Source organism: Victivallis vadensis (genome assembly GCF_003096415.1).
GTDB classification, from domain to species: domain Bacteria; phylum Verrucomicrobiota; class Lentisphaeria; order Victivallales; family Victivallaceae; genus Victivallis; species Victivallis vadensis.
In genome coordinates this window covers 1-22814 of record NZ_QEKH01000052.1, presented here as the reverse complement: position 1 = coordinate 22814, position 22814 = coordinate 1, and the positions used below count along the sequence as shown (strand labels likewise).

20 protein-coding genes are annotated in these 22814 nt (G+C 56.1%); 5 read left to right on the top strand and 15 right to left on the bottom strand.

Translation table 11 applies throughout. The annotated features are described in order from the left end of the window. Nucleotides 1-327 precede the first annotated feature (327 nt). From C8D82_RS19485 to C8D82_RS19475, 3 genes are all read left to right on the top strand, one after another. Nucleotides 328-1401: a BRO family protein gene (locus tag C8D82_RS19485; protein ID WP_116885966.1), complete on the top strand. Its 1074-nt coding sequence runs from the start codon at nt 328-330 to the stop codon at nt 1399-1401. Nucleotides 1402-1600: 199 nt separating this feature from the next. Beyond that, nucleotides 1601-2074 carry a Panacea domain-containing protein gene (locus C8D82_RS19480; protein ID WP_116885967.1) on the top strand — a complete coding sequence of 158 codons (474 nt, stop codon included), beginning with the start codon at nt 1601-1603 and terminating at the stop codon, nt 2072-2074. After that, nucleotides 2058-2498: a hypothetical protein gene (locus tag C8D82_RS19475; RefSeq protein WP_116885965.1), complete on the top strand. Its 441-nt coding sequence runs from the start codon at nt 2058-2060 to the stop codon at nt 2496-2498. Before C8D82_RS19480 ends, C8D82_RS19475 begins: the two co-directional genes overlap by 17 nt. A 29-nt stretch (nt 2499-2527) precedes the next feature. Here C8D82_RS19475 and C8D82_RS19470 read toward each other — a convergent pair whose 3' ends face one another. From C8D82_RS19470 to C8D82_RS19460, 3 genes are all read right to left on the bottom strand, one after another. Further along, nucleotides 2528-10180, bottom strand: coding sequence for an LPD5 domain-containing protein (locus C8D82_RS19470; RefSeq protein WP_133245304.1), 7653 nt, complete (start codon nt 10178-10180; stop codon nt 2528-2530). A gap of 160 nt (nt 10181-10340) precedes the next feature. Continuing rightward, nucleotides 10341-11792, bottom strand: coding sequence for a hypothetical protein (locus tag C8D82_RS19465; RefSeq protein ID WP_116885963.1), 1452 nt, complete (start codon nt 11790-11792; stop codon nt 10341-10343). 21 nt (nt 11793-11813) lie between these two features. Next, nucleotides 11814-12560 (bottom strand): hypothetical protein, encoded by a 747-nt coding sequence (locus C8D82_RS19460; protein WP_116885962.1) that lies wholly within the window; start codon nt 12558-12560, stop codon nt 11814-11816. A gap of 153 nt (nt 12561-12713) precedes the next feature. Here C8D82_RS19460 and C8D82_RS19455 point away from each other — a divergent pair, with 153 nt between their 5' ends. After that, complete coding sequence (locus C8D82_RS19455) at nt 12714-13040, top strand: type II toxin-antitoxin system RelE/ParE family toxin (RefSeq protein ID WP_116885961.1); 327 nt, start codon at nt 12714-12716, stop codon at nt 13038-13040. Continuing rightward, nucleotides 13033-13407: a helix-turn-helix domain-containing protein gene (locus C8D82_RS19450; RefSeq protein WP_116885960.1), complete on the top strand. Its 375-nt coding sequence runs from the start codon at nt 13033-13035 to the stop codon at nt 13405-13407. The genes C8D82_RS19455 and C8D82_RS19450 overlap by 8 nt, the downstream gene beginning before the upstream one ends. 33 nt (nt 13408-13440) lie before the next feature. On the opposite strand, the gene C8D82_RS19445 is transcribed toward C8D82_RS19450, so the two are convergent. The 12 genes from C8D82_RS19445 to C8D82_RS21420 all read right to left on the bottom strand — a co-directional run. Then, nucleotides 13441-14022, bottom strand: a complete 582-nt coding sequence (locus tag C8D82_RS19445) for a hypothetical protein (protein WP_116885959.1) — start codon at nt 14020-14022, stop codon at nt 13441-13443. After that, nucleotides 14019-15689 (bottom strand): hypothetical protein, encoded by a 1671-nt coding sequence (locus tag C8D82_RS19440; protein WP_116885958.1) that lies wholly within the window; start codon nt 15687-15689, stop codon nt 14019-14021. The genes C8D82_RS19445 and C8D82_RS19440 overlap by 4 nt, the downstream gene beginning before the upstream one ends. Before the next feature lie 9 nt (nt 15690-15698). Next, on the bottom strand, nt 15699-16145 hold the full coding sequence (locus C8D82_RS19435; protein WP_116885957.1) for a hypothetical protein: 447 nt from the start codon (nt 16143-16145) through the stop codon (nt 15699-15701). Between the two features lie 9 nt (nt 16146-16154). Continuing rightward, nucleotides 16155-18275, bottom strand: a complete 2121-nt coding sequence (locus C8D82_RS19430) for a hypothetical protein (RefSeq protein WP_116885956.1) — start codon at nt 18273-18275, stop codon at nt 16155-16157. Nucleotides 18276-18492: 217 nt separating this feature from the next. After that, a complete protein-coding gene (locus tag C8D82_RS19425; protein WP_116885955.1) occupies nt 18493-18981 on the bottom strand; it encodes a hypothetical protein in 489 nt (162 codons plus the stop codon). A 1-nt stretch (nt 18982) separates the two neighbouring features. Beyond that, nucleotides 18983-19450 carry a hypothetical protein gene (locus tag C8D82_RS19420; protein WP_133245303.1) on the bottom strand — a complete coding sequence of 156 codons (468 nt, stop codon included), beginning with the start codon at nt 19448-19450 and terminating at the stop codon, nt 18983-18985. Nucleotide 19451: 1 nt separating this feature from the next. Further along, nucleotides 19452-19748, bottom strand: a complete 297-nt coding sequence (locus C8D82_RS19415; RefSeq protein WP_116885953.1) for a DUF2829 domain-containing protein — start codon at nt 19746-19748, stop codon at nt 19452-19454. Nucleotides 19749-19767: 19 nt separating this feature from the next. Beyond that, entirely contained in the window at nt 19768-20058 is a 291-nt protein-coding gene (locus C8D82_RS19410; protein WP_116885952.1) for a hypothetical protein, read from the bottom strand. After that, nucleotides 20059-20433: a hypothetical protein gene (locus C8D82_RS19405; RefSeq protein WP_116885951.1), complete on the bottom strand. Its 375-nt coding sequence runs from the start codon at nt 20431-20433 to the stop codon at nt 20059-20061. It lies immediately after the preceding gene. Nucleotides 20434-20435: 2 nt separating this feature from the next. Then, nucleotides 20436-21134, bottom strand: coding sequence for a hypothetical protein (locus C8D82_RS19400; protein WP_116885950.1), 699 nt, complete (start codon nt 21132-21134; stop codon nt 20436-20438). A gap of 38 nt (nt 21135-21172) precedes the next feature. Next, nucleotides 21173-22528, bottom strand: a complete 1356-nt coding sequence (locus tag C8D82_RS19395) for an RCC1 domain-containing protein (RefSeq protein ID WP_116885949.1) — start codon at nt 22526-22528, stop codon at nt 21173-21175. Between the two features lie 10 nt (nt 22529-22538). After that, nucleotides 22539-22814, bottom strand: a 276-nt coding sequence (locus C8D82_RS21420) for a hypothetical protein (protein WP_165833208.1), incomplete at its 5' end; no start/stop codon positions are given.

Below are 22814 nucleotides of genomic sequence, written 5' to 3'. Positions count from 1 at the left end.
ACATATCGCACATTATGCGATATTATTTTCTTTGAAAATACTGCCGACGCCCATTTTTTTCAAGCAAAGAGAGCCGAATTTCAGCCTTTTCCGCCTGCCGCTTGACATTTTTCCAAGCGGTGCTATTGTAAAAACGTTGCAGCTCTAACCGCAACCGACATGTTTTCAGGATTAGCACTCCGAACGTCGTAAAATGAAAACTGTTTTTTGTCCGGATGATAGATTTTGGCTTTGCGTGAAGTCGTCGGCACGTGCTGGTGAGATGGCAAGGGAGGTTAGAGCCCCGACCGCAAAGCCTCTTTTATTGTCCGGCGGAAAGGCTCGCGTATGAGCAAAAAAGAATTGTCCGTCTTCAACTTTGAAGAGTCCACCCCGATCCGAGTTATTACCATCGACGGCGAACAGTGGTTTGTCGGCAAGGATGTCTGTCAGGTACTCGGATACACCAATCCCGCTAAGGCAATGAGTGACCATTGCAAGGGGATAACAAAACGTTACCCCCTTGAAACCGCCGGCGGCAAGCAGGAAGTCCGCATTCTTTCCGAAGCGGATGTGATGCGCCTGATCTGCGGCTCGAAACTGCCCGCCGCGCAGAAGTTCGAGCGGTGGGTATTCGAGGAGGTACTCCCCGCGATCCGCCGCACCGGGAGCTACGCCGCCCCTTCCGTGCCTTCCGTGCCCGTCCGTGAAAGTCCGTGCTCCGAGCAGCCGGAGCTTCCGCTGTCCGCACCGCAGTTCCTTCCGGAGGCCGTCTATCGCGGCGTTCCGGTGATCTCGCTGCCGCACCTGGCGCAACAGTTGGGAGTCACTCCGAATCAGATTCACAGCGCCTTGCACAACAATCGCGCCGGTCTGATCGAAAACACCGAACTCTTCCGAGTGAAGGGCGGTTATGCGCTTCGCGCCGCCGGTTGTGGCAACGTCTTCGGCAGGCGGACGCACCTGCTGAATCTGTTCACCGAATCGGGAGCGGCGAAAATTCGCACGTATCTGTTTCCGGATCTTCCCGCCCCGGCTCCGGCGGTCGCCGCCGAACCGCTGCCGCAGGTGAAAGCGGAACTTCCGCCGCCGGGACTGGACATCCCGCGCCTGACCCGCAGCCGGGGCGTAATCACGATCACCGGAGCGGATTTCCGCCGCAAACTGGCGGAGCGGGAACTGGATGCGGAAAAGCTGCTGCGCAAACTCTCCGCCGCCGGTTACGACGTGGAAACGGCGATGGTTGAAGTCGCCTACTTGCGCGATCTGTCCCGGCGGTTCTGCGATCAGGCGGAATTGATCCGGGAGAATCTGCTCCGGGCGGAATCCGGCGCGAACCGGTTGTGCAACCTGTCGCTGAACGCGGTCTACCGTTTCGGCCGCGGCGGCGGCATCGGTACAGGCGAAACCGTATTCGCCTGATCCGATTCGCCCCGGCGGCTTCACTCCGCCGGGGCGTTTTTTTTACTCTCTGTTTTCTTCTATCTTTCTCTATGATTTCTCTATTTTTCTTCATCGTCCTTCATTTTCCTTTACCTTCGATCCCGTTTTACTCTTGTTTTTTTGTTGACAATGCGGTATATTGATAAAAAATGGTCTGTTTTACGTAAAGGTCGGTATCATGGACAGCAGGAAAATATTGCCGCTGACGATTGCTTCTTATTTGATTGAGAAATCCATAACCAGCGGGGATTGCATTACAAACCTGAAACTTCAAAAGCTTGTTTACTATGCTCAGGCATGGTTTATCGTTCTTTTCGGTATAAAGCTGTTTGATGAGGATATTCAGGCTTGGGTGCACGGGCCGGTCGTGCGTTCGATTTACGACTGTTACAAACAATATGGTTACAAACCGTTGCCATGTCCGCGCGTAAAAAGCGATTTACCCGGCGATGTGCAAAAGCACCTGGATGAAATTTTAAAGATATTTGGCGGTTATTCCGGTTTTCAGTTGGAGTTGATGACCCATCAGGAAGCTCCGTGGAAAAATGCCAGAAAGGGGCTTCCGCCTGATATGGCTTGTGACCGAGTGATTTCTCCCGAAGATATGCGGACGTTCTATTCCCTGCTGGCGACGAATGGCAAAGAAGGATAAAAAGATTCGTCCCAGCGGGCTTTCCGGTTCTGCCGGAATTGTGGCATCGCCGCCGAAGATTCGTAAAGTTTCTTTTTCCTTCAAATATTTCGATCATGTCCGGGAAAAGGAATTCGCCTTGGATGGACCTGACGGGTTAACGGCCCAGCGCGCGATTGATATTCTGGACCGCCTGCGTGATCTCGCTGATTTCACCGCTTTGGACTTGATTTCCAATGGGAGTAAATCTTTCCGTTGCCATCGTGTATCTTGGGAGAATACGCCGTTCAAGCGCGGCTTCCATTGGATTGATCCGGAAATCTGCACGAATTGTTACCAGATTTCCATTTCCACCTCAAAGGGGCGTCTGCAAGGTTTCTTCATCGATGATGTTTTCTATATCGTTTGGCTGGATCTGCATCATAAGGTTTATCCGAGAAAGTAACCCCGGTTTAAACCGGGGCGTTTTTCCTTTTACTCCGAATACCGTTTCTGCCGGTACATCCGGTCGCGGACCAGCTTGCGGCAGTCCTGATAGAATTTCCGGATCAATATGATATCCGGCGTTCCCGGATTCTCCACACGCAGCCTTCCGCTGCGGATTGCTCCGAGAATCCGCTTGTGCGCCATCTGTCCCGACTCCCGCGCGAACTGCTGATAATCCTCTCCGGTGAAATAGAACGTCTTTCCGTTCCGGCGGAAGTAATAGTCCGGCACGTCCGGATAATACGGTTTGTCCGGCATTTTGCGGTTGTAGTTCCAGATCAGCCGCTCGGCGTCATCCATGTTTTTGTCCGGATTGACCGGGTTGACCGGCAGCACCAGCCGGAACATCGCGTCCAGCGCAGCGGCGCCGAGAAACTCCTCTTTGGTGATCTCCCGCCCGAAGTAATCGATTTTCGGCGCGGCGCGGACGATCCCGGCGGAACTGACGGTGATGTCGAATTGATCCTTCCACCACTCCATGCCGCGCGAGCGCGATTTGTGATCCCGCACCGTGTCGTCGAATGAATTGACGGTCTGCCTGACGATGTTCGGCATCCACGACGCGGCGAAATTGGTAGCGGCCCGGCCGAAATTCCGCTCCGGCTCCTCCATGAGCTTGTTGAGTTCTCCGAGGCTGGAGAGGAACGTCTTTTCGGAGACGACCTGCTTCACGCAGCGCAGCATCCGGTCGTATGCCCGGTCCCAGTCGCCGCTTTTTTTTGCTTCGCGAAGGGCCTGTACGCCGTCCGCCATCACGGCCAGCATGGAGGACAGCGGCTCGATCCGCTTGTAACTGAAATAGGTTCCGCCGAGCCGGATGGAATACGGCGGGATCTTGTCGATTTTGAATTTCTGTTCCGCGCTGCCGTAATCCGGAGAGCTTCCGGTGAGGAAAGGCGTCTCGTCGTCGTCATCGGCCATGCCGCAGAGCGAGAGAAACGCCCCCCATGCGAGCAGCTGCTCGGCGGCGTGCTGGATGAACCCGTTATCGATCTTGCGCTTTCCGAGCGCGGTTTTCCCGATTTCGTACATCAGATTCAGCGCGCCGAGCGGCGACTTGCGCACCCCCTGCCGCAGGATGTTGTACGGCGTCTTTTTGAAGGGCAGCGCATACTTGACAATCCAGCCCGCGACGCCGCCGTCTTCGCTGATCCGGATCAGTGCGTTGACGGCCCTGCCGGGGTTTTCCTGAAAGGTCAGCTCCATCGCCCGCTGTTCGCCGTACTGCCGGGCGGCGCTGCCGGGGTCGGCGAGCGCCTGTCCGATATGCCGCCGGGTTTCGGCTTCGTTGAGTTTTTGCGCTTTGGCTTCGCGGTAGGCGAAAGCGGCGGCCTCCGCCGGTGCGATCAGCGCTTTGGAAAATTCGTCCGCGAATCGCAGCGCCCGCCCCGGAATTCGGATGATCCGTCCTTTCCTGCCGCTGATCGCGGCCCGGCACGCTTCGATCTTGCCGTCCGCCGTCAGGATTTCCCGATCCCACGCGAGTTTGGCGCGCGTGATTGCATCGGCCAGCGCCCCAGAGTTGAAAAGCGCCTTGGCGACCACCGGAAATTCTCCGAAACTTGCCGCGTCGTCTTTCCGGAACAGGAGGTTCAGCGACGCCTCCGCGAAGCGCTTCATTCCGAGTTCGTAAACCGCATTGGCGGTGTTGCCGATGGTGTTGGCGGTATGCGTGCCGATGCCGGAGAGAATGGAGTTGATCCAGAACTCATACATTTTGTCCCATCCCGAAGCGTTTTCCGAAACCAGCTCCCGCAGGAAGCCGTCCAGCTTCCGGGGATCTTTCGCCAGTTCCGGCGGCAGGTCGAAGAGGTCGATTCCGAGTTTTGCCTTGATGGTCTTTTTCAGGTCGCCGAGCGGTTTCTTCCGGGCGATTTTAGCGACGAGGGCGTTGACATGCGCCTGAATGGATTCGATATCGTCGAGATTCAGGGCGGCGAGCCGCCGGGCGCCGAGGGCGCGCGCGGCCTCCATGCCCGCCTTGATCCAGGCGTCGGCGATTGCCGCCTGGCTTCCGGCGTCGAGCCGTTTGAACTCTTTGGAGTTGAGTACGAGCGTCCCGACCCGGTGTGCGACATCCGATTCAAATGTGACGTCTTTGGCGAGAATCTGGTCGATCACGCCTTTCATGCCGCCGTTGTCCGCGATCCGCTGGGCGGCGTCCCGGTTGAGTTCGGCCTTGCTCCTGATTTTGTAGGGTTCGGTTTCGAGTTTCCGCTGGTGGCGGTCGCGGATTTCGCCCTTTTCCCGGACCGGGTTGACCTGATCGTGCAGCGCCTCGCCTTCCTTCAACGTCAAAGGCCCGGTCGCGGTTTTCGTGCCCGTCTGCATTCCCGGTTCGTCAGCCTCCTTCTGCGATACCGACAGCTTGATTTCGCCATGTTGCGCTTTAGGATTGTCCCGGTATTTTTCGCCGATAATCTCGTCATGCGGCTTGAATTTTTCAAAGAAAGCACTAAATTGAAGAGTGTTTGGCGGGAGATTCTCTTCATGAGAAGACTGTCGCCCCCCTCCTTCCGAGATATCGGCAGGAGCAACGGGTTGTGAGTTTTCCGGAAAGTTCGCAATCCGGGCCTCTCCGGGTGACTGGAGAGGCTTTTTTTCTGTCTGCGACTTGATTTTTTCGGAAAAAGCATTAAATTTTTCAGTGAGAGCATCGCTATCGGAAACGATACCGTCGCTCACCCCCGAACTCTTAAATGAGTTCGGATTTTTATTTTCAGAAATTATCTCAATGTCATGCGCTTCGACAGTATAAATAAAGTTATTACCGTCAACATATCCCCTGGCTGTAATTTTTACTCCGTATTGTTGCCCCTCATACAACATTCCGCAATAAAAGCGATACATGGCTGCTAGAGTTCGGTCTTTTTCATATTGACCTTGATGTATCACTCCCAGCGCAGCATTACGGAACAGCGTTTTCAGATTCGCCATCGCCGCCGCATGGACATACGGAGGCACGGAAGAAGCCTGAACCGCTTTCCCGCTGCGGGATTTGCGGGCGGTTTCCGAAGTAATGATGCCGATGATGCCGGTATCCATGTTGGAGGTAATCCGCCATCCCGGATCTCTGGCGATGCGCTTGAGCATTGCTTCCGCCTCGCTGGTTTTCAGATGCCGGTCCGTGGAAACCGTCACGTTCCGGATCGGCTTGTCGTCCGGCGCGAGATAGTTTTTCTTCCCGGCGACGAGCTTTTCCACTTCCGCTCTGGTCAGCTTCTCCTTGCGGACCGTGCCCGGCGGCAGCAGCTTCTCCGGCAATGAGAAGAGAACCGCCCGTCCGTTTTCGCTCTTTTCCCGGAGTGTGCCGACGAATTCGTCGAAAATCTTCCTGACGGCGGCGCTCTCCTTCTGCGTCGGGTACGGGTACACATCCTGCAAATCGGTCTTGCCGCCGATGGCCTTGAGCATATCCGTAGTGAAAGCCGATTCTCCAACGAGATTGACAAGGTAATCGCTGCTTCCGCCTGCGGCTTCGATCCGGTCGTGCAGATACGATTCAAAGGCGCGGGCGGCCACTTCGATATCTGTGCTCCAATACGGTTTGCTTCGGACCTCGTCGAGCCGTTCCGACCGGTCGAAAATCCCGGTTTTTTCGTGCAGCTCCGCAATGACCTTTCGGAACGCCTGAACCATCTCCGGGCGGACTCCGGCGAAATCGCCGCGCTTTCCCGAGCTGAGATAACCGGTTGGAACGCCTCCTTTCCGGGAGAAGTAGTTGTCCAGCGCGTGAAACCATTCATGGGCGAGCGATCCGGCTCCGTTCCGCCTGGTCAGGTTGATCACGACGTGATCCGGCTCGTAGTGGGCGGAAGCAGGATCGACTCCGCCCTTGCCCCGCGCCCCGAATGCAAGGCCGAGTTCCCCGTTGAGCGAAAGCGCCTGCGTGGAGACGTTGAGCAGCCCGGCAAGGTCGTGCAATGCGTCATAGGCTTCGTTCAGGTTCTGCTGCCGTTCTTCGGTCTTTCCGACCCAGTTTCCGAACTGGACTCCCCGGAAGCCGAACTTTTCCTGAAACATTTCCGGGGTGACGTCTTTTCCGCCCCGGTAGTCCTGCCCGATCCTGCCGCGGTTCACGTCGCTTCTGGTGGCGGGGACATACTGTTTGAGCTTCAGCAGCTCTTCCAGTTCCTGCTGATGGCTGCCGAGATATTCCCGCGCTTCGGCGGCAGTGTCGAAGCGTTTCAGTTCGATGGTATTGGAGCCGACCTTCTTGCCGATGAAAACCTTTCCGGCCTTTTCGGCTCCGGCGCCGGAACGGTATTGGAAAATGCCGAATTTGATCCTGGTGCGATCCTCTCCCGTTTCCCGGTCGAGATATTTCCTGAAATTCTCCACCGCTTCTTCGCGGGTGTCGCCGAATGCGACATCCCGGTAACGTCCGCCGGAGGAATCGCTGACCGTCCAGATCAGTTTGGGCGGTTTGTACTCCACGCCGCCGAAAACGCTGTAGTTTCCCAGACTCAGCCGGTAGCCCTTCAGGCTCTTCAAGTGTCCGAGTTTCTCGTACAGTTCGGCGCTTTCCCTGATCCGGTTGAACAGCGGATTCTCCAGCACTTTGTCGAGCTGTTTGGAGTCAAGTTCCCGGTTGACGATCTGCCGGACCATTTCGCGGATCGTCTGCAACTGCTTCGTATATTGCGCCATCCGCCAGCCGTTGCGCGGCTTGGAACCGATGGAATCGCGCAGGGCATGGATTACGGCCACGGCCCGCGCCGGAATCCCGCTTTCGGCCAACCGGTCGTAATCCGGTTCCGGGAATGCCTGAGAAAGCGGCACCGCCGCCGGATCATTCCGGGAGGCATCTGAAAGTTTCTGAGCGTAATCTTTCCGGGCGCCCTCGATTTTTTCGCCGAAGTCCTCAATGACGCCGGAACGGTTTTTCGGGGCGCTCTCTTTTTCCGCCGCACTTTTTCCCGGCGCAGCACCTCCGTCCGGCGCAGCGCCCACCTTGGAGTGCGAAGCCCGAAGGGCTTGCTCCCGCTCTGCGGGAGTAAGCTCAGCTCCGCTTTTCAGTCGGTCCCCGCTTTGCGTTTCGAGTCCGTCACTCTCAGATGCAGCAGTTTCCTGCGTTTCCCGCTCTTTCAAAGCCTCCTGCGCGAGTTTCACGCCGTTGGCCGCATCTTTCCTGACGCGCTCCAGCGGCATCCGCAGATAGATGTTGTCGGCCCCGTCCGTGCCTTCCCTGGGAAGACCGGGAGTTTTCGCTTCGCTCTCTTTCCCCCGCACGCCCCCCGCAGGGGCATTGGCGTGCGCACCCGGCGGCGGCACCTTGCCGCCCGGTGCGGCTTTTTTCCGTTCGATCGCCTCGCGGTTGCGTTGTACGGTTTCGAGCAGTTCTTCGGCGCGGGCGGCGAGCCTGCCGCGCTTTCCGGGGTCGTCCCAATAGTTGCGCCGGGCCTCGGTTTCGGCTTTGAGCCGGGCGACGGTGGGGTCTTCCGGGTGGGCCGTTTCATCGATTCGGCGGAAAAATCCGTTTTTCCAATCGTCGAAGCTCTGCGTGGCTTCCGCTGCGGCACTTTCCGGCTGGTGCTTCAATGCGCCGGTCCAGTCCCGCAACGGAGTTTCCGCTTCGCGGGATTCAGCCACATACTCGCGGGCGATATCGACGGCCCGTTCGAGATTGCTTCCGAAAATCCGGTCGGCTTCGCTGCGGTTTTCGCCTTTGAAACTGCCGGTGAACTTCCGGTACACATCTTCCAGAAGCATGAGGATTTTCCGGGCGAACGTCAGGTCGCGTTCCGCGAGCTTCCGCCAGAAAGTCGGCTTCGCCATCTCTTCGCCGAGGAAGTCGGCGACGAACTCCTCCCGGAGCGCGGCGGGGCTTTTGTCGATCCGGTAATTGCCGTCGGGATTCTGTGTTTCGTACTGTTCGATGGCGTCGCGGTAGCGGTTGAGCCGGTCGCGGTAAAGCTCCGGGTTTTCGACCAGCGTTTCGAGCGAATCGGCGAAATTCCGGAACGCCTCCGGATTGTCGGCGGCGAGCCGGTGGGTGATCTCATGGTTCAGCGTGATAGTGGCCTGTTCGAGCGGCGGTCTGGCATCGAGGTCGAGAAAGAGGCGGCCGTCGAAGTAGTTGCCGTCGAATCCGGTGGCGCCTTCGCCGCGCACCAGTACGGGCCGGGTGTTGAAAACCCGGCCCAGCCGCTGAAGCAGCGCCATGCCGGAACGTTCCGCCGGGTCTGCGGAAACGCTCTTGCGCGGATCGATCACCTCCAGCCGGACGCCGCCGAGGGTTTCGCCGAGCTGTTCGGCCGCGATCCGGTCACGCCGGAACCGCAGATTGGCATTGATCGCTTCGATGGTGAACGGTCGGCCGGGTTCTTCCGCCCCGGTCTGCACGGGCGTTTCACGGACATTCACGGTCGGCACGGAGGCGAGTCGGCCTTCCGGCCCCGCCCCACTACCCGACTGTCCTTCCGTGCCTTCCGTGTCCGTCCGTAAAAGTCCGTGTTCCCCGGCAGGCAGTCCGGGTTCTCCTGTCGGCGCAATCTCCTCGCTTGCGTATTCCGCTTCTCCCGCCGCGCGGGCGACGGCCTCTTCCGGGAACGTGACTTGTACGCTGCCGTCCGGCATTTCGACGCTTTCCGGGTGGATCACCTGCCGGGAGACGATCTCCTGGGCCATATCCGGCGCGACGATCTCCTCCGCATCCATTGCCGGTTCACCCGCCATTTCCGGCATGATCGTCCCGGCCTCCCGGCTGGCGGAGACGTCCTGCAACGCCGCTGAACCCTGCGCGGCGGCGTTTTCGCGCGCCTCCTGCGCAGCTGCCGCTTCCTCCCACTCATTCCGGGCGGATGCTTCGACATCGGCGCTCTGAGAATTCCGTCTGGCGCGTCCGAGCCGCCGGGCGGTTCCGAGCGCGGCGGCTCCTCCGAACGGCAGCCCGCCCCAGAAGCCACCTGCCGCCGCCTCCGCATAATCATGCAAATCAGGTGCGTCCTGCGTATCTCCGGCGATGGCGCGCCACAGATAACCGTTGGCGGTGTTTCCGATCTCCTCGAGCATTTCGCCTCCGGTTCCCTCCAGAAGTTCTTTGGAAGCCCGGATCAGCGTTTCGTGACCGTATTTCTGTACGAGGTGGTTTATGGTTCGTTCCGCCAGACCGTCCAGCGCGCCGCGCGTGAGTTCCTTCGTCACCTGACCGCCCGCTTTTTTAGCGACACCGGATATAAAACCGCTTAGCATTTTCCCGGCTACAGGTACGGCTCCCAATCCGACCTCGATACCGGAGTCCACCAACGTTCGTCCGAGGGCAAGCATCCGGATTTCATCTTCCGATTTCCCCATCGGGGCGAGCCTGTCGCGGTACTCCTGAATATTATCTCCGTAGCTTTGGGCGAATACGACAGCTCCGCCGAGAGCCGCACCGCCGACCGGCCCGCCCAGTGCGGTTCCAGCGGCTATGGCGGGGGCGATGGTCAGCGTGGAAGCTCCCGCTCCGCCGATGGTCCGGCCGATGTTGCCGGGATTCAGGCTCAATGCGGAGTAATCGGAAGCCGGTTCCAGATGGCGGTTGTACGCCAGCTTGTCGTTGAAATAGTCGGCCATGCCGGAAGAGCCGCCGAGTTCTTCGACGGAGGTGCCGATGCCGCGCCCGGCCTGCAGCAGTCCGAGCTTGAATCCCTCGCCCATTTCCGTGAAGAATCCGTCGTTGGTTGGAGCGATATCGCCCAGACGTTGCAAAAGTTCATATTTTTCTTGTCTCTCTTTGTCCGGCAAATTTGATAAAAGCGAGCCAAAATCATTTACTTTCCGTGAAGCTACACGCTGAGCATACAGATCAAGATCCATGTTACCGTTTCCCGTTTTTCTTATTTAAGTAATCGGACAGTTCCTGATAACGCTTATGAAGCTCTTTGTATCTGAGGAAAGGAGCATTGCGATGTTGATACAAAATCTCTTGAGCGGTTCCAAGCGCCGGACCTTTCTTGTTTTGGTATGCTTCCGCGATAACTTCAGCCTCTCTATCATTACGTGCAATGCCGGTACGGTCAGGATCATGGCGCAGATATGTCCCCTGAGGATCTTTGTTTCTTATGGAATTGAGCTGTGAACGTACTTGCTCCAACTCCATTCTTTTTTGTGCCAACTCATACGGATTGGGGTAAAGGTCGGGATCAAGCCCGGCTTTTTCCATTCTGTCATTCCAATACAATTCGGCTTTTTTCAAAACCTCCGGACTTGTCGAATAGTTGCCGTTTTCGTCAACAGCTTTAATAAAGTTGCCGTACTCTTCGGTTTCCTGTATGGCTTTTTTCAAGTTGCTCAGTTTACCGGAATCCAAATTCCAAATGGATTCTCCCATCAAACCGGCCAATTCCCGTCTGTCCGCATCCGCATTTTCATTTTGTCCGGCCGCCGTTTCGCTTGCGTTCCAACCGTACTGTTCGGCAACCAGCCGCGCCGCTTCTTTCATGGGAACGCCGTTCTCTTTTGCGATATCGGCGACGGCTTTTGCCGCCGCTTCCGGTTTGATATTTTTCGGCAGCTCGTATTGACCGAGTTCAAGGGCGGCCTGATTGTACCGCTTTTCGTTTTCCGCTTTGACGGCGTCTGCCGCCGGTTTTGCGGCACGTTGCGTTTTCGTCTGCTCATAGTTCAGCGCGGCCCGTTCATCGGCCGCCCGGCGCAGCCGCAGCGCTTCCGCTCTTTCCGGTGAGGTTACGCCGAAGCGGGAATAATGCCGTATGGTTTCGGCAAATGGAGAATTGCGCTCAAAGCCGTATCCCCGCGCCTCCCCGGCCCTGGCGCGCGCCTCCGGATCGCGGCTGTAACGCATCCGGTTTTCCTGGTCGACGTCCGCTTGGGAACGGTATTGCAATTGAGGCATGGTGCGGCCTGCCGGAAGCCACCCCGGCCTGTCGGCGTCATATCGCTCAAGAATCTCCTGTGGGGTGGAACGCGGTCCGCGAAATATCTCCTGCATGTCCTGCGGCGTCAGACCGTCAGCCCACCGCTTGGCCGCCGCGCGGTTGTCGTTCTCTTCGAGCCGCCGGTTCAGAAAATCGGCGTTCTGCTTCTGCCAGTTGAATTTATCCCGATTGAACCGGTATTGCCGGTCGTTATTCATGCGGTTATAGTTCAACCGCTCCTCGTCCGCCTGCCGGGCATACGCGTCCTGTTCGCGCCTGTACGCATCATTCACAAGCTGCCGTTCCATATCGCGTTCATATTGATACTGCTGCTGTCGTTGGCTGCGCGAATGCATAGCCAGACTGGCGAGGATATTGCCGAAACGTGCCATGATGAATCCTTTCCCCTGATATTACAACTGATATCCCAACTGCCTGTACCCCATCTGCTGCGTGACGCGCCCGTAGCCGCCGCCGGGGGAACTGTAGACTTTCGCGGTTCCGCCGTTCTGCTGCCACTGGCTGCCGCTGGGCTTCCAGCCGCTGTTGTTCGTCAGAAAGCTGTTGCGATTTTCGACGGCGCTGTATCCGCTGTTGTCCGTACCGGTCCGGGTATATTCATATCCGCCGCCGTTGCCGCCATTGCGCATGTAGTTGCCCGCTTCCATCATTTCCGCCAGCGAAGCCCGGCTTCCGACATAGGAGTCATACGCGCTTGCGGCGGCGGAAGCGGCGCCGAGCGCCATCTGTCCATATTGCGCGCCCAGCCCGCCGATCTGCAAACCGCGCATGTAGTTCTGCTCGCGGGCGCTGAGCCGCGCTTGATTGCGCGCTCCGGCTTCGGCGGCGGCGCGGGCAAGGTCATACTGCTGGTTCATCCCCTGAAACCGCCCGGAGTTCGGGTTGATCCCCATGCGCTCCATATTGCGCAGATTCGTATCGTAGGCTTTCTGATACGAAAGGGTGGTGTCGGTTACGGCCTGATCGACCATATCGTTTTCACTGACGGTGCCGTACTTTTCGAGATTGTCGAATGCGATACCGTTCAACCGGTTCATATTGCCGGAGAACGTGCCGGAAAGCCCGCTGAGCCGTCCGGCATACCCCGCCTGTCCGTTGACGGCGGAATTTACTCTGGAATAGTCCGCGAAATATGCCATGTTCCTGCCTCCTTTTTGGGAATAAGATATGTCCGAATCACCGCTTTGTGTCGTTGCCTGTCCAATTTATTTTCAGGGAAATTCATCCGACTCAGTTGCTTTTTATAACCGATGTGTTATATTGAATTTTGAAAACGGGAGATACGGCGCGGCATGGAATGGGAAATTCGTTACTACAGCAAGCAGATTCAGCGTGAGATTCGGAAGTTTCCGCCGGATGTGCAGGCGCAGACGGATCGAATTGTAAAGCTGTTGGAAAAGTTCGGGCCGGTGGAGATTCCCGGCAAAACCAAACAATGGGAAGGGGAGGTCTGGGAAATCACCGCCAATTCCCGTTCCGGTTGGGGGCGTGTCATGTACATTGCAATGGATGGTGATGTTATTTGGCTTTTGTATGCGTTTTTAAAAAAGACCAATACAACCCCGGAACATATTGCCCGTGAAGTTCGTAAACGGGCGAAGGAGGTAAAAAATGCGTAAATATCGGAAACAGGGCGAAAATCCGCCGCTGCTGACTGATTCGTTCGCCCCGGTGAAGTGCGATATCGATGCTGAAATTGCGGAAAATATGCAAAATCCGGCGTATCGCAATGCTTATGAGGAAAACGAAGAGGAGTTTGCTTTGATCGAAGCGATGCTTGAAGCGCAGCGGCACTCCCAATTATCGCAAGCGGAAATCGCCGAGCGGATGGGGACGAAACAGCCTGGAGTCAGCCGTTTGCTTCGCCGCAACCGCCATACTTCATTCAGTTCGGCCCTGTCTTTCATTCATGCCAACGGAATGAGGATTAAGCGAATAGAACTGGAGCCGATTCCTCCGGCCCCGGAGGAGCTGTTGGAAAACTGATTTTTTGCAGCCTGGAATATCCGGGGGTTCTCTTCAACGGTTCGCTTTTACAGCTTCCCACGCGGCACGCTGCAACGCTTCGAGTTCTTCCCGGCAGGATTTCAGCCGTTCGATCTTCTGCCAGCATTCCCGGCACTTCACTGCCAGTTCGTGATGTCCTTCGTCGAAATGCCAGGCGGCGATGATCAGTTGACCGATGGTTACGCTGGCATTGATATTCCGGTAATTCAGTTCATGGTGCAGAGCGTTGGCCGCGGCGACGGCCCGGTGCGCCGCGACCGCATCCGGAGCGAACGGCATCGGATCATCGGCGCTTTTGGCGGCATAGACGGCCTTGCTCTCTTGATTGTCCAATACCATTTGCCACGCCCGGATGCAGAGGGCGGCCAGCGAATCGCGGTACGGTTCCGCGCGCTCGATCCGCTCCGCGCATTCGATACAGGCCGCTTCCATCTCCGGGAAATCATCCCGGTAATGCCAGCTCGCCAGAATCAGTTGCCCGACCAGGCTGGATTCATCCCGCAGCGCCAGCGCGGCGGCGATATGCTTATGGGCGCAGAAAATACAGGTTTCATACGGTTTTACCCGATGTGTGCGCAAACAGGAACAACTCATTTGAGATCCTCCGAAAGCTGGTTGTAGAATTTGCGGTAGTTGGCCGATATCAGAAACGGAGCGGCGGCAGTTGCCGCTCCGGCGCTGCACCCGGCAGCGGAAGCGGGTGGCGTTCCCGGGTAATCCTCATCGAAATACGCCGAAACGGATACATGCAGTTTCGCCTCCACTTTGATGGTCGATTTGTATGTGCTGCCGTTTCCCATATCGGAAGAGGTGGTTTCCGTTTCGTTGTAATTCATATCCCAGCTTCCGTGCGGCCACGGGTGGTCCTTGTCGAACTCCGGCAGCTCCCAATAGCTGGTATAATCGTATTTGTCGCCGTTCTGACTGAACGGGTTCTTGCCCTCGGGCCACTGGTTGTACATGTTCAGGTTGTGAAGCCCCGGCAGATAACCGGCTGAAGCCGGAAGCCACTTCCCGCAATCGGCGGTGGTTCCGAAACTGGCGTCAACCCAGTTGGGGGCTTCCATCCAGGAATCGTCGCTTGTCGACCCGCCGGAGGAGTGTTCTTTTTTCGTAACCTCCACCGGGAATCCGGCGGAGCCGTCCTCCAGATAATGCGGAAATCCTACGTAGATGCTCCCCCCGTGAACGTCGCAATCGCCGATATCCGGATGGATATATTTCTGAATGGTCGCTGCGCTATGTCCCTTATAGGTTGTCGTCACGGTGTATTTATTGCCGTCATAGTCAGACGAACTTGTAATGGTCGCCTCGTAACTCATGCTGACCCGATATCCGGCTGGAACGCACATCAGCCCTCTTCCCTCGCAACGGCATTCGCAGGTCGCGCAAATCAGCATCGCCCATTGATGCGAACTCCATTCGCTGCCCCAGTTGGAGGCTTCGCTGCTTGTTTCAAAGACTTCGGAAAGCTGGACAACCTTGATCGACTGCCGTTTGTGTTCGCTGGAAAGGCGGTTGTTGTAAAGATAGTCAGAGCCGTACACCTCTTCCGCCGGATAGCTGGAACAATCCTTCAGCCATTTGCGCACCACGCCGGTTCCGGTCGGCGCTTTCTTGTAACTGCCGTAGAACGGGTTTTCCAACCATACGGAATCATTCCATTCCGACACCCGGACCACGTAATCCTGCCGATTCCAGTTCAGGATGCCATACGGAATATTCTCGCTGGAACCGTCCTCCAGCACTCCGCAGGCGAGAACTTTTGCATATTTGCATGGACAGGGACACGCTTCGATTCCGCGCAGCCCCCAATAGGTGTAGTAGGCCGGATAGCGGGTATCATACTCCATGCCGGGCGGAATCGCTACTTCCGTCATCCTTTTTACGATATTCTCGTAGGAATCGAGATGGGGACTCTCGTCGCTGGAATCAATTGCGTGGTAGACATGACCATACGCCTCATCCTCAAAGGTTGCGCCGAGCCTGTTGCCGTGCTGCTCGCCCTCCGGGTAAATCACCACTACGCCGTTTTCATCCTGTGCGGCCTGTACGATGGAAATTTTATACCGGAATACGTCAACCGGATTGCAGGAACATTCCGGCGGCCCTTCCCAGGAGAGATCGCAGCGCACCACGATCAGGTAGTTTTTGCAGGGGCAATTATCACATAGAACCACGCGGGTAGCGCCGTTCTCACCCTTGTTGACGATGATCTTCTTGCCGCCGTCTTTTTTCCATGCTTTTTTTTCTTCGGCCATGTTTCCGCCTCAGCATTCATCGGTTTCGAGCCAGTGTACGGAGCCGCCGGAGCCGCCCAGTACGCCGACTTTCTCTTCGTCGGCGGGAGCATTGGCAAACAGCGTTGCGCTGGTCCCGTTATTGCGTACTCCAATCAGGGCGGAGAGCGAGGAATCGATGTAGATATTCAAACTGCCGCGATTTTTGTTCCCGGAGCCGCCGATGTTGTTTTCATTTTCAATGATCGTGTTGTTTATCACCTGTTTGAGCTGTGTCTGGAAGGCCTGCGAATGCAGGATCGCCGATGCCATCGTCTGAATGAACTCGTCGGATTCATAATAGGCCAGCTTGTTTTCCATCTCCGTGAACCGCTGCCTGATCCGGTCCAGAAACAGCCGAAGGCTCGGGTCCGTAACGCTTCCGGTGTCCGGCAGTCCGGCGTTTTTGCGCATCGGTGATTTGTTTTCCGGGTACATGACATTTCCTTACAGTTCCGCCATCGATTCGGCGATTTCAAACGATTCCAGATCGCAGGTGGTTTCAAGCTCGAACGACCAGCGCCGTTCCCGGCGCAGGAGCGGCAGCCGAACCGCCTTGCCCGGCTTGATTTTCAATTCTTTGACCATCACGTTTTCGGCGAACAGCCGCAGAATCACGTTCTGTTCCGCTTCGCCGTAACTGCGGATGCGGACCGTCGAAAAAGCAACCGGGCGCGGGAAAACATAGGTTTTGCTGTGCCACCGGGCGGTCAGCTCCTCCGGTCCGGTTTCTTCCGGCGCGGCTTGTTTCTCTTCTTCCGGCTCCTGCTCGAATATCTGTTCAACCAGTACGCTGCCGTAAGGCGAATTTAAAAATTCCTTCTGCGGCCAACTGCCGTCGTCGGCCCGATACTCCAACAGCTCGAACCCGGCCTGATTCAATGTGGTCAAGGTATTTTCGACAAAATCGAAGAGCAGCGTTTCCTTTTCAAAGACGGCGAAATATTTTCCGTCGTACTCACCGGCGGCCAGACAATTTTCAAAGCCGAGTGCCTTGTACTGTTCGGTCGTGAAATAGGCGTTGGAGAATATGCGCGGCCCCTCATTGGAGATCACCACCAGTCCGGTCGTCCCGGCGTAGACGATGGAGCCGGAAACATACGCAATGGAGGTACGCGAAATGCACGGCATGTCAAACCGCAGCGTCAGCGGCGTCATCTGTTCCGGGGCATCGCCGACGAATGCGTAAAGCTGCCCTTTGGTCATCACATAGAGGTAATTGCTGCGCACCGCGATCCCGATCACGTCGAATTGTACGGACTGGTTGTATTTGCTCGGCCACACATGCGGCAGGTACGGTTCGGAAAACCAGATGTTTTTCCCCTCGAATCCGGCCATGAATCCGCCGGTCAGAGCGGCGATGCCGTCCAGTTTCGGCGGGTTGCCGTATTCCGGCATCGGTTCGGAGAGTTCGGAATCCGGCATATCGTCCTGAAAAACGACGGAACTTGCTCCGGCGGTGATTTCCCGCTCTCCCAGGTAAAAATAATCGCTGCCGTCAGTGCCTCCGGCGGACCGGTAGAGCCGTATTTTCTTCATCCGGTAGGATGCAGCGACCGAAGCGTCAAAGCTGACGGTGATATTCAGCCGTTCATCCGGTTTGCGCTCCATGAGTTCCGACAGTTCGGAGGGCGGCCCTTCGGCTCCGGAATCATCCACAAACCGGGCGACGTAATAGAAATTGCGGGTAATGTCGATGTAATTCACTTCGACGAACATGCGCAAATCCTTGGCAGGATAGACGACGGCGGTGCCGGAATAGCGTCCGCCGGTCGTTACGCCCTCTTCTTCGTCGTTTCCGTTGAGAATGCTGTCGAACCACGTTTCGATTCCGGGGCTGGTCGCCTGTTTTTCGACGGCGATGTCGCGGTGATAGAAACGGGCGGTCCCCACCTCCTCGCCCCGGTGGTTGGTCACGGGCGTGGAATTGATCAGCGTAGTGTATTCAATGCCGTTGAATACCAGTGTTCTCCCGTTATCCATTATGTAGCTGCAGGAGTTGACTTCATAGACCGGCCCGGCTCCGTTCAACCCCCATTCGGTGATGTTTTTATTGCGGAATGAATAATCGCGGCTCCATCCGTTTCCCGTATCTTTCCATCCGGTCAACGGCGGGAGGATGCGTTCGGCATACAAAAGCCGTCTCCCTTCGTCGTCCCCCGCCGTCAGCTTGGAGCCATATTGAAAATACATCGTGCCTTCGCCGTCGCCGAGGATATCGGAAAAGACCTTGCTTTCCCGCTGCGTCAATACAGGCGCTTCCGGGTGCGGCATATCGGCGGAACGTTCGGAAATCTTGTCTGAAATCTCTCCGCTGCCGTCCGGGAAAAAGCCGTGCACAACCAGGTTGCGTTCCGCATCGATCGAATAGATGCGGTTGTACTGGTCGTCGTTGATCTGTCCGGGGACGTAATCGCGGTCCGGCTTGCTGAAATGGAATTTCCGTTCTGGATGAATCTTGCCGGATTTGATGGAGAGATTTTCCGCAACCACGGCAAATTCATTGTTCAATAGTTCCGGCGAATATCGCGGCGCCAGCCCGGAGAATTTTTCAATGGAGATTTTCATACGGTATGAATTCCTTTTCGTTTTGAAATAACATACTCCGGCCTCGGATGGTTGCGGTGTCGGCTGTCCAATTTGTTTTTGCCGGGAGACAGTGATAATCACCGGCCCGGCCCGGTTTGTGTCGGCACAGCTTCCGGATTGGGCTTTTCTCCGCGAATCCGGAAGCTGTTCGCGTCACCGTCACGCACGTTTCGTATTGCTTCGCGGAGAATAAAAGCTATTCGGCTGCGGCTTCCTCTTGAAGGCCGTGAACCTTCGCTGCGCTTCGGCTCTCGTCCTCTTTGAGGCCGTGAGCCTCCGTTTCACTCCGGCTCTCGTCCGTGCCCGTCCGTGCCTTCATCACTTTTGCAAACGCCTCAAAACGGGCGGCGGTGGCCTCCGGCGTTTCGTTGGGCGCACCGATGTAACTGATACTTTCGGTGCTGGCATCGATTCCGAACAGCTCTCCGAAAAAGCTGTTCCGGCGCGATTTCACAAACACTACCTGCGTTTGCGTTCCCTCCTGAATGGCAGGGGCGGTCGCCAGCGTGTTCACCGCTCCACCCGCGATCAGGTTGGGCAGGATCGTACCGCTGCTGGTGCTGCCGGTGGTTTCGAGCTTGAAAGCGTCCACTCCCGAACCGATGGCGACGGCCTTATTTTCGAGGGCGGTGCAGCCGGTCAGGATGAATGCGGCGACGGCCAGTAATGCGACAATGATTCTCATTTCAGTCCTCCACAATAATTTCATTTTTCAGTAGCTCAATGGTATTCTGATAGGCTTTCACCAGCACGTCAGGCGGCAGGGAATCGGGAAAAACCGATCCACTGCGAGCCATGCCCGCCATCGTGACGTCTGCCACCCGTTCCAGCACGTCGAACAGGTTGACGTCGTCGGGCACGCGGTCGGTCAGATGGTGGCGTTCTTCCGAAACGTGGCGGCGATGCCACGGAAGTTCTTTGAAATTTCCGCCGTGCTGCTGGACCTGCTGGAAATCTTTGTGAAACTGATCAATTCCATCAATCTTGGTCCAGTCATGCTTATCCGCCACGCGCAACAGACACTCCGCAAAATACCGCATAGCCTGCCGAACGTCGCCGATGTGCTGCTCTGAACTGTACAGCAATTCTTCCTTTGTAACTTCATGTTCCGCACTGCGCGTATCTGCACTTTTACTCCGTCGAATTTTGAGCATCTCAGTCCTCCAAAATAATCCAATCTTCCATAAGCATGTCGCTTTGGGAGGCCAGCCAGCCGGTCAGAATTGCTTTCCGCCCGGTACCGTCATGTGTGTACATGCAGATCGTACCAAGTCCTAAGATCGTGCCGCCGTTTTCGACGACCAGCTTTTTCAGGGCCTCATCCTTGCACCACTCCGCTTTGATTTCGACCGCCGGTTTCAACCAGAGGAACATTCCTTTGCCGTTCCAGCCTTTGCGGGTTACCTTCTTGCCAGCTTTCAGGGCTTCGATTGCGTCTCCGAACTTCAACATCTTCTCGTTCTCCTTTTGGTTATTTGATGAAAACGGCGAGGATCGCGGCCACGGCTACCAGCGTGGTAATGATCCATTGCCAATCCAGTTTCTTTTGTTGCTTTTCCGCTTCCCGCTTTCTGGCTTCCGCTTCCAGCCGCGCGGCGGCTTCGGCGTGATGGTCATTCACGCTTTTAGCCAAAATCCTGAAATCACTCAACAGACCCGGTTTTCCGTTCCCGAACAGCGCCTGTTCGATCTTGTGGATCGTGTCGTTGTTGTCAGCAAGCGTGGTTTCGATCTTCGTGATTCGTTCGATCATCTGTGACATTTATCTCTCCCAATTGAACGCCGCAGCGCCGCCGAGCCGCAACAGTACCCACATTCTTATTACCGCCCATGCGATGCCGATCCGGCGGCAGTGGCGCGCCATCTTGAGGCCGTTCCGCAGAAACTCCCAGTCCGCCCGCCAGCGCGCGAGGATTCCGCCGCCGAGCGCGTACCGGCGGTCGTGGATGTCAGCGACGACCACCAGCTCCGGGTAGCGTTCGCCGAGCAAATCCCGCAGCCTGTCCGGCATCCACGCCGCGCCGATGCCGTTACAGTCCCTTTTGACCGCCGCCATGTCGTCCAGCAGCTCCGCACCGCCCAAGCCAGCCGCGCGGGCGAGAAGCTGCTTTTGTCTGATTTCATCGTCGGTGTACATGATTACTCCATACTGACCGTGGAAATGTCCCCTGTGCCGCTGGTATTCGTCCATGTGCCGGACCACGGGGTAGGATTGCTGTTGTAGTAATGATTGCCTTTGTAGATGTCACCATCTCCACCTACAATCTCCTTCAATACAACGTCCAGTTGCCAGCGCCCTTCTGTGTACTGCAAATCGAAATCATAAGTGTATGCACCGTATTTTGTACTTCCGCTCCATGTTACTTCCGTCTGCAATGGTACGTTTCCGGTCGTACTGTTTATCGTTGCTTCTAATACCGATGCTTCCAGTATGCCTCCAGTAACCTGAACCTGAAGAGGTCCTTTGTATACGGTTCTGGACCAGCTGAAGGTTCCATACCGGTAGGTTACTTGCACGCCATCCACCGAAACATACAAAAAGAAAGATCCCGTTCCCTGCGCCAGATAACTGCCCATTGGTCTGGAAGTCAGTTCTATCGTTTTGGTTTCATTGGGTTCCAATGTCAAGTCCTGAGAGGACGGGTTCAGGTTCAGTACATAAAACGTATCATCTCCCTGTACGCGGTACGTCCCATCGGAAGTTACAGTGCATGTACCTGCCACTGTTCCGGTGTTCTTGATCTCTGCTGTCACTTTGATGACGCCGTTGCCGGTATCTACTGCACTCATGGAATGGATGACCGGCTCAATGCCTTCTCCAAGCCCTCCATTGCCCATAACAGACTTCCTGTACAACTCAAACACCTTAGATGCCATCACGACACCTCGATCAACGGATATCTACGTGTAGTGCTGCCATCCCAGAACCATCCGACCTGGTATGTCCTGAATGCTGCTGACGACTGCAAAATGACGGTGCTTCCTACAGTGACCTGGATACCAGACGTAGTGGTGCTGAACTGCAACAGCAGGGTAGACCGGTCTTTGGTCAGGATAGGTGCCGTGATCGTGCAGTTCTCAGTTAGTGCAACTTTCTGGAGTTCGCCATTGGCACGATCAAGTGTAATCGCACTGGCTGTGGTCAGCTCATGCCAAACAGCGTTGTCCTTGCTTTCTGTGGTATCCTCGCCCTCGGCATAAATCAGCATATCCCCGACTATGATCCCGTACTCAGCAGGGACTGTTGAAATAGGCAGCAGGGTCGGCACCGTAGTTTCTTCTGTGAGGCCTAATGCCGTATTGGAGGAGCCGTACCCCCATAAAGTGCCGTCTTCTTTCTCCAGTATGACAGCGGTACCTCCGTCATGCACGGCAGTCCAGGGACCCGGGTCTACTTGTTTGAACGTTGTGCTATCGGAGCCATCCTGAACCCACAGAGAGCCGTCTGTCTTTATGATGTGGTTATTGGCGGCCGCCTTCACACCGCTCATAAGGAAAGTGGGGGATGCGATGGTACCATTATTCTGCTTGCCCCAGTAATACAAATCTCCTGTGGTTGTTACACCAAAAATAAGAAATGTAGTAACAGAACCAGACTGTGCACTGATATCGGAAAACTTAAGGTCGCCGGATAACCCAATGCGCGTTTCATAGGGAGTCTCAGAACCATTTCCCAACTGCCCAGCGCTGCCATTACCCCAAACATATACTGACCCAGTAAAGTCCATGCCAAATTTGTTGTACTGCACCATGAACACATTCTTGTACGCGCCACTCAGGGTCTTATCAAAGGTGGTAACATTACCATCCGTGACATCGCTATATCCAAGATATGAGCTCGCATCACCGGCAGCGCGAACAGAACCGCCCCCTGTACCGCACAATAAAGTCTGAAAAGTAGATGCCGCGATATCCTGTGTCTTCGGTGCACTGGAAATAGGTGTAAGCGTCAGCACCTTGACTCCGGCACTGCCAAGTCCCAAAGTACCTGCCTCGTTGCGTCCGGCCCCATACAGCGTACCGTCTGTCTTAATGGCAAAAAAATTGCCGCCTCCCATGTAAACCTTAGCCCAGTCGGTATCTGTGCCTAACTGGGTCCACTCGGTACGGTTTGTTGTGTCCCCTAAACCCAGTTCCCCATCACTATTGGCACCCACGACCCAGAGCGTACCGTCATCCAGAATAGCGGCGCTGGAGCTGCCGTCCGTACTCGTTCTTCCTATCAAACCCATTGCATGTACCTCAATATTTCACGGTTTTCTCAGGGGCATTCGGATCTGTTTCCCATACACCATTGCGGAGCCTAAGCGGCTGTACTACGACCAGTCTGGTACTGGGATCACGAGAAAGAATGCGCACCCTTGTCGCTTTGAGTTCTGATTTGTTGAACTTGCCCCATTCTCCGACCGTCTGCGGCTTGGAATAAGGCGCATCAGGTACCGCAATGCTCGTGCCGGTCCACAGAGTGATCTCATCATCAGGGATGTACTGCAAGCGGACCTCGTCGACCAGTCCGCT